The 5,970-nt window shown below is 68.7% G+C and carries 7 protein-coding genes and 1 tRNA gene; 4 read left to right on the top strand and 4 right to left on the bottom strand.

Annotation, left to right across the window (positions count from 1 at the left end):
* Positions 1-191 precede the first annotated feature (191 nt).
* On the bottom strand, positions 192-1,370 hold the full coding sequence (locus tag ABJK26_RS07675) for an ABC transporter permease subunit (RefSeq protein WP_347241690.1): 1,179 nt from the start codon (positions 1,368-1,370) through the stop codon (positions 192-194).
* Positions 1,370-2,086 carry an ATP-binding cassette domain-containing protein gene (locus tag ABJK26_RS07670; protein WP_347241689.1) on the bottom strand — a complete coding sequence of 239 codons (717 nt, stop codon included), beginning with the start codon at positions 2,084-2,086 and terminating at the stop codon, positions 1,370-1,372. The genes ABJK26_RS07675 and ABJK26_RS07670 overlap by 1 nt, the downstream gene beginning before the upstream one ends.
* Positions 2,087-2,145: 59 nt before the next feature.
* Here ABJK26_RS07670 and ABJK26_RS07665 point away from each other — a divergent pair, with 59 nt between their 5' ends.
* Positions 2,146-2,421, top strand: a complete 276-nt coding sequence (locus ABJK26_RS07665; RefSeq protein WP_347241693.1) for a hypothetical protein — start codon at positions 2,146-2,148, stop codon at positions 2,419-2,421.
* On the opposite strand, the gene ABJK26_RS07660 is transcribed toward ABJK26_RS07665, so the two are convergent.
* Positions 2,418-2,981, bottom strand: coding sequence for a cob(I)yrinic acid a,c-diamide adenosyltransferase (locus tag ABJK26_RS07660; protein WP_347241688.1), 564 nt, complete (start codon positions 2,979-2,981; stop codon positions 2,418-2,420). The two genes, ABJK26_RS07665 and ABJK26_RS07660, sit on opposite strands and share 4 nt — an antisense overlap.
* 52 nt (positions 2,982-3,033) lie before the next feature.
* Positions 3,034-3,110, bottom strand: a tRNA-Arg gene (locus ABJK26_RS07655).
* Between the two features lie 43 nt (positions 3,111-3,153).
* On the opposite strand from ABJK26_RS07655, the gene ABJK26_RS07650 reads away from it, so the two are divergent.
* From ABJK26_RS07650 to ABJK26_RS07640, 3 genes are all read left to right on the top strand, one after another.
* Entirely contained in the window at positions 3,154-3,375 is a 222-nt protein-coding gene (locus tag ABJK26_RS07650; protein WP_347241692.1) for a hypothetical protein, read from the top strand.
* Positions 3,376-3,635: 260 nt separating this feature from the next.
* Positions 3,636-4,748 (top strand): glutamate 5-kinase, encoded by a 1,113-nt coding sequence (gene proB / locus ABJK26_RS07645; RefSeq protein WP_347241687.1) that lies wholly within the window; start codon positions 3,636-3,638, stop codon positions 4,746-4,748.
* On the top strand, positions 4,745-5,970 hold a 1,226-nt coding region (locus tag ABJK26_RS07640; RefSeq protein WP_347241686.1), incomplete at its 3' end, for a glutamate-5-semialdehyde dehydrogenase. The genes proB and ABJK26_RS07640, both read left to right, overlap by 4 nt.

The following is a 5,970-nucleotide window of genomic DNA, read 5'->3' as shown; positions in this document are numbered from 1 at the left end:
CTAAGTGCCCGCACCTTGGCTTTGCAACACGGGATGCCCGAGCTTGGGCTTTGGGAAAGCTCTTTTGGGGCCCCCACCGCGGCTTTTGCCGCGGCGGGGTACTTAGATACAGGGCCAGGAAGAGCCCCCTAGGATTCCCGTCCCTCTTCGGGGTTAGCCTCATCCCGCCTCGCCGCCTCCTACCCGTCCTCCTAGTTCCGGTAGACCACGTCCTCCCGCCCGAAGGCCCACACGGCGAGGCCCAGGGCCAAGGCGGCGTAGGCCAGGGTAGAGGCCCAGGTAAGGCCCGCCTGCAGGGGGGTGGCGCTTCCCTTGAGGAGAGCGTCCATGAAGAGGGCCACGTTGAAGAGGGGGAGGAGGTGGTGCCAGGCCTCAAGCTCCAGGAAGCCCCTGAACTGGAGGAAGAGGAGGGGCACAAGGGCCAGAAGGTACAGGGAGGTCATGTAGCTTTGAGCCTCCTTGAAGCTCCGGGCGTAAAGCCCCAGGGCCACCATCACCGCCCCCATGAAGAGGGCGAGAAGAAGGGCGGTGAGGAAGAGGGCGAGGAAGCCGCCCAAGTCCAGGTTCACCTGCCCTCCCAGGACAAGGGTTTCGCCCCTCTTCGTGAGGGCGCCTCCGCCAAAACGCGCGCTCAAGGCCCCTCCCAGGGCGAGCCCCAAAAGCCCCGCCACCCCCGAGAGGAGGGCCATGGCCACCGCGGCCAGGGTCTTGCCCAGGGCGATCTGCAGGAGGGGCACGGGGGCGGCGAGGAGGGCCTCGAGGGTCCCCTTCTCCTTCTCCCCCGCGGTGGCGTCCACCGCCACCACCTGGCCCCCGGAAAGGACGGAGACCACCAGGAAGAAGGGGAGGAGGAAGCCCAAAAGCCCTCCGGCCCGCTCCTTGGGAGGCGAGGCGTCCACCACCTCCACGGCGAAGGGGGAGAGGACCTCCTTGGGGAGGCCCGCCCGCGCCAGGGCCTCGGCCACCTTGGCCTCCTTGAGGGCCTGAAGGGCCCCCTTGACCTTTTCCACCGCCACCTGGCTTGCCCCCAAACCCGAGGCCAGGCGGCCATAGACGCGGTAGGTCCCTTGCCGGAAGGCCACCCCCGCCGGGAAGCGGCCTTCCTGCACCGCCTCTTCGGGGTCGGGCACCGGAACGGGCTTGAGCCGGGCGGCCTCGAGGGCCTTTAGGGCCTCCTCGGGAAGCCCCGCCACCGCCACCTCCTGGACCCTTTCCGCCTCCCCTTGCAAGAGGCGGTTTTGGAAGAGGATTGGCCCGAACACGAAGACCGGCATCAGCAAGACGGGAAGGACCAAGGTGGAAAAGACCAGCTTCCGGTCGCGAAGGACCTGGACCAGCTCCTTCCAGAAAATCCTAAGGATGGCTTCCATCACGCCCTCCCCACCTCGCGGACGAAGGCCCGCTCCAGGCTTCCCTCCCCCAGGGCCAGGGCCTCGTCCCGGCTTCCCTCGTAGACCAGCCGCCCCCGGTGGAGGAAGCCCACCCGGTCGGCCACCTCCTCCGCCTCGCCCATGACGTGGGTGGAGTAAATCACGGTGTGGCCCAGGCCCCGGTAGGCCTTCACGAAGTCCAGAAGGGCCCTGCGGGCGAAGACGTCCAGGCCCGCCGTGGCCTCGTCCAGGAGGAGGACCTTGGGTCGGTGCAGGATGGCCCGGGCGATCACCACCTTCTGCCGCATGCCCGTGGACATCTCCATCACCCTCCTCTCCAGGGTCTCCTCCATTCCCAGGAGGGCGGCTACCCAGTCCAGGGCCTCCCGGAAGGCCCGGCCCTTTAGCCCGTAGAAGCCGGCGAAGAACTCCAGCACCTCCTTTCCCGTGAGCCGCTCGTAGACCCGCATGCCCCCGTTCACCAGGCCGAGGTTCCGCCGCACCTCCATGGGCTCCCGGACCACGTCAAACCCCGCCACCTGGGCCCTTCCGGCGCTTGGCCTCACCAGGGTGGAGAGCATGCGCAAGGTGGTGGTCTTCCCCGCCCCGTTGGGGCCCAAAAGGGCGTAGACCTCCCCGGGCTCCACCCGGAGGGTGAGGCCCTCCACGGCCCACCCGTGGCGGTAGCGCTTGGACAGGCCCTCCGCTCGGACCATGAGGGGATTATAGTGACCCTCGGGCTTCCCCAAAGCGCCATAATGAGGGGGTGAAGGCCATGACCTTCTGGGTCAAGCCCCAGGGCTCCCTCGAGGCCCTGCCCGAGGCCAGGGACCTGGTGGGGGATCTCCTGGAGCTTTTCTACGAGTACTTCCCCGAATACGAGGGGTGCCTGGGCTTCTCCCAGTCCCCCCGTAGGCCCCGCTACCTCTTCCTCTATATGGAGGGGCCCTGCGGCGGGCTTCTGCCCAGCGCCACCCAGTTTTTGAAAGAACTTTTAGAAACTGCCTTTCCCCAGGCGGAGGTTCGGGTCTACGGCAAGCCCTGGCCCTAGCGGCGCTTCTTCACGAGCCACTCCTCCTCCTTGACCCCCTCCCTGGCGTTCACCACCCGGGCCAGGACGAAGAGGAGGTCGGAGAGGCGGTTCAGGTAGCGGATGACCTCGGGGTTCACCGGTTCCTCCCGGCTTAGGGCCACCACCTTCCGCTCCGCCCGGCGCACCACGGTGCGGGCCAGGTGGAGCGCCGCCGCCGCCGGGTGCCCCCCGGGGAGGACGAAGCCCCGGAAGGGGGGGCTTTCCTCCTGGTAGCGGTCAATGGCCTTCTCCAGGCCCTCCACGTCCTCGGCGTCCATGCGGGCGATGTTTTTTTCGTAGGGGCTTCCCATGCGGGTGGCCAGGTCGGCTCCCAGGTCAAAGAGGGCGTTCTGCACCCCTTCCAGAAGCTCGTGGAGGTCCGGGTGCTTCTGGGGAAGGAGGCTCCGGGCGAGGCCGAGGGCGCTGTTGGCCTCGTCCACGGTACCGTAGGCCTCCACCCTGGGGTGGGCCTTCACCACCCGCTCGGCCCCGTAAAGCCCAGTTTCCCCAGCGTCCCCGGTCTTGGTGTAGATCTTCATGGCCCCATTGTAGGGAAAACCCCGGGGCGCTAAGCTACCCCGGGGTCTTTTTTGGCGGGCCCGAGAGGATTCGAACCCCTGACCTGCTGATCCGTAGTCAGCCGCTCTATCCAACTGAGCTACGGGCCCAAGCCAACCTCAACCATAGCATGCCGGAAAGCCCTTGTCAATAATGGAAAGCGTGCGGGAGAAGCGCTTGGAAGCCCTCCTCCTTCAGGCCCTGGGACGGGAGGGCACCCTGGAGGAACTCCACGCCGCCCTCAAACCCCTCTGCCCGGGCCTCACCAAGGCCCGCCTCTTCGCCCTTCTGGTGCGGCTAAAGCGGGAGGGAAAGGTGGCCTTCCAAGGGGGCCGCTTTCGCCTAGCGGGGGAAGGCCAGGGTGCGGACCCTTAAGCCGTCCGAGAGCTGGACCTCAAAGGCCCCCCGGGGGGGAGGTTGTGGAGGGCGAGGCGGGCCTCCCCGCCCGTGTGCCACAGGCCCAAGGCGGTGCGGGTCCCGTCCCCGGCCACGCGGAACACCGAGGAAGGGGGTGCAGGCGGCAAGGAGGGAGGCCACGGCCAGCAGCAGGGGGACGGTCCCGAAGCCGAGACCCATCGCGGGCCACTTTACCAGGCCCGGAGGGGATTTGGATGGGCGTGCTATCCTGGGCCTTAATGCGCCCGGGGCTTTCGGCCAAGCGCCTGGTGGTCAAGGTGGGAAGCGCCGTCCTCGCGGGGGAGAGGGGCCTGGACCTCGAGGCCATGACCGAGATCGCCCGCCAGGTGGCCGCCTTGAGGGAGGAAGGCCGGGAGGTGGTCCTCGTCTCCTCGGGGGCGGTGGCGGCGGGGATGCGGCGGCTCGGGCTTGGAGAGCGCCCCAAGGACATGCCCCTAAAGCAAGCCCTCGCCGCCATCGGCCAGCCCCTTCTCATGGCCCATTGGCAGGAGGCCTTCCGGCCCCACGGCCTCACCGTGGCCCAGGTGCTCCTCACCGCCGAGGACCTCTCCGCCCGGGGCCGCTACCTGAACGCCAAGGCCACCCTAAGGGCCCTCCTGGGCCTTGGGGTGATTCCCATCATCAACGAGAACGACACCGTGGCCTTCCACGAGATCCGCTTCGGGGACAACGACCAGCTCTCCGCCCGGGTGGCCGCCTTGGTGGAGGCGGGGCTTCTCCTCCTCCTTTCCGATGTGGACGCCCTCTACGAGGAGGACCCCAAGAGGAATCCCGAGGCCCGCCCCGTTCCCGAGGTGGAGCGGGTGGAGGCCGTGCTGGGCCACGCCGGGGAGGGGAACCCCTTGGGAAGCGGGGGGATGCGGAGCAAGCTCCTCGCCGCCCGCATCGCCGCGAGGGTGGGGGTCCCCACGCTCCTCCTTCCCGGAAGGAGGCCCGGGGTCCTCCTAAAGGCCCTCTCCGGGGCCCCCTTGGGCACCTACTTCCACGCGAGAAGGCGCTACCGCGGGGAGAAGGCCTGGCTTTTTGGCCTCCTCCGCCCCAAAGGGGAGCTCGTCCTGGACCGGGGGGCGGTGCGCGCCCTTAAGGAGCGGGGGGCGAGCCTCCTTCCCGCCGGGGTCAAGGAGGTGCGGGGAAGGTTTGGCCGGGGCGAGGCGGTGCGCCTCCTCTCGGAGGAGGGGGAGGAAGTAGGGGTGGGGCTCGCCAACTACGCCTCGGAGGAGATCGCCCGCATCAAGGGCAGAAGGAGCGCGGAGATTGAGGAAATCCTGGGCTACCGCTACACCGAGGAGGTGGTCCACCGGGACCACCTCGCCCTGAAGGAGGAGGCATGACGGGTTTGAGGGAACTCGCGGAGCGCGCGCGGAAGAGGCTTCCCGAGATCGCCAAGGGCAACCGGGACCGGGCCCTCCTCGCCATGGCGGACCTCCTGGAGGCCCGCTGGGAAGAGGTCCTGAGGGCCAACCGGGAGGACCTGGAGGAGGCGGAAAGGGCGGGGCTTCCCAGGGCCAAGCTGGACCGCCTGGCCCTTAGGGAGAAGGACCTCAAGACCCTCACCGAGGGCCTCCGCCAGATCGCCCGCCTCCCCGACCCCCTGGGCCGCATAGAGGGCCTGGCCAAGCGGCCCAATGGCCTAAAGGTGGGGAGGATGCGGGTGCCCCTCGGCCTCATCGGCTTCGTCTACGAGGCGCGGCCCGGGGCCACGGTGGAGGCGGTGAGCGTGGCCTTGAAGGCGGGAAACGCCATGCTCCTCAGGGGGGGCAAGGAGGCCTTCCGCTCCAACCGGGCCCTGGTGGCCCTCTGGCACGAGGCCCTGGGAGAGGCGGGCCTTCCCCAGGAGGCGGTCACCCTCGTCCCCACCACCGACCGGGAGGCCGTCTTGGAGATGTGCCGCCTGGAGCTTCTGGACCTCCTCATCCCGAGGGGGGGCGAGGAGCTCATAAGGCTTGTGCAAAAGGAGGCCCGTGTCCCCGTCCTCGCCCACGCCAAGGGGGTGAACCACCTCTACGTGGACGAAAAGGCGGACCTAGGTATGGCCCTCCGCCTCGCCCTGAACGGCAAGACCCAGCGCCCCGCGGTGTGCAACGCCCTCGAGGCCGTCCTGGTGCACGAGAAGGTTGCGGAGGCCTTCCTTCCCCTCTTGGAAAGGGCCATGCGGGAAAAGGGAGTGGAGCTCAGGGCTTGCCCTAGGGCCCTTCCCCTCCTCAAGGAGGCGGTCCCCGCCCGGGAGGAGGAGTGGGACCAGGAGTATTTGGACCTCGTCCTCCGGGTCAAGGTGGTCTCCTCGCTGGAGGAGGCCCTGGCCCACATCGCCCGCTACGGCTCCCGGCACACCGAGGCCATCTGCACCGAGGACCCCAAGGCGGCCTGGCGCTTCCTGGAGGAGGTGGACGCAAGCCTAGTCCTCTGGAACGCCTCCACCCGCTTCAACGACGGCTTTGAGCTGGGCCTGGGGGCGGAGATCGGCATCAGCACCTCCAAGCTCCACGCCTACGGCCCCATGGGCCCCCTGGAGCTCACCACCTTGAAGTGGGTGGCCCTGGGGGAGGGGCAGGA

It is taken from the genome of Thermus sp. (assembly GCF_039793865.1).
Lineage (GTDB): Bacteria > Deinococcota > Deinococci > Deinococcales > Thermaceae > Thermus.
Note: the sequence above shows the minus strand (reverse complement) of the source record. Positions and strands in the feature narration are given on the sequence as shown.

Excerpts from the sequence above, each read along its gene's own strand:
- ABJK26_RS07675 (WP_347241690.1), bottom strand. The coding sequence starts at position 1,370 with ATGGAAGCCATCCTTAGGATTTTCTGGAAGGAGCTGGTCCAGGTCCTT.
- ABJK26_RS07670 (WP_347241689.1), bottom strand. The coding sequence starts at position 2,086 with ATGGTCCGAGCGGAGGGCCTGTCCAAGCGCTACCGCCACGGGTGGGCC.
- ABJK26_RS07665 (WP_347241693.1), top strand. The coding sequence starts at position 2,146 with ATGACCTTCTGGGTCAAGCCCCAGGGCTCCCTCGAGGCCCTGCCCGAG.
- ABJK26_RS07660 (WP_347241688.1), bottom strand. The coding sequence starts at position 2,981 with ATGAAGATCTACACCAAGACCGGGGACGCTGGGGAAACTGGGCTTTAC.
- ABJK26_RS07650 (WP_347241692.1), top strand. The coding sequence starts at position 3,154 with ATGGAAAGCGTGCGGGAGAAGCGCTTGGAAGCCCTCCTCCTTCAGGCC.
- proB (WP_347241687.1), top strand. The coding sequence starts at position 3,636 with ATGCGCCCGGGGCTTTCGGCCAAGCGCCTGGTGGTCAAGGTGGGAAGC.